This window comes from Streptomyces rhizosphaerihabitans (genome assembly GCF_025399795.1).
Taxonomy (GTDB): Bacteria; Actinomycetota; Actinomycetes; order Streptomycetales; family Streptomycetaceae; genus Streptomyces; species Streptomyces rhizosphaerihabitans.
In genome coordinates, this window is sequence record NZ_JAODTZ010000217.1 from 1 (window position 1) to 310 (window position 310).

The following is a 310-nucleotide window of genomic DNA, read 5'->3' on the forward strand; positions in this document are numbered from 1 at the left end:
GCTCGGCCGCACCCCCAGCACGCGTGAACTGTCCGAACTGATGTCGCTGTCCGAGGAAGAAGTCATCGAGGCCCGCAAGGCCTCCAACGGCTACACCTCCTCCTCCCTCGACGCCGCCATCACCTCCAGCGAAGACGGTGAGGCTGCGCTCGCCGATTTCATCGGCACCGACGACCAGGCCCTTGAACTCGTCGAGGACTTCAACGCCCTCGCCCCGCTGATCGCCGAACTCGACGACCGGGAACGGCGCATCATCCACATGCGCTTCGTCGACGAACTCACCCAGGCCCAGATCGGCGAACACCTCGGC

Annotated in this window: 1 protein-coding gene; it reads left to right on the forward strand. The window is 65.5% G+C overall.

Going from position 1 to position 310, the window contains the following annotated elements; genetic code table 11:
* Nucleotides 1–310 (forward strand): sigma factor-like helix-turn-helix DNA-binding protein (locus N4G66_RS45480; RefSeq protein WP_315903786.1); only part of this gene is annotated, 310 nt, incomplete at both ends.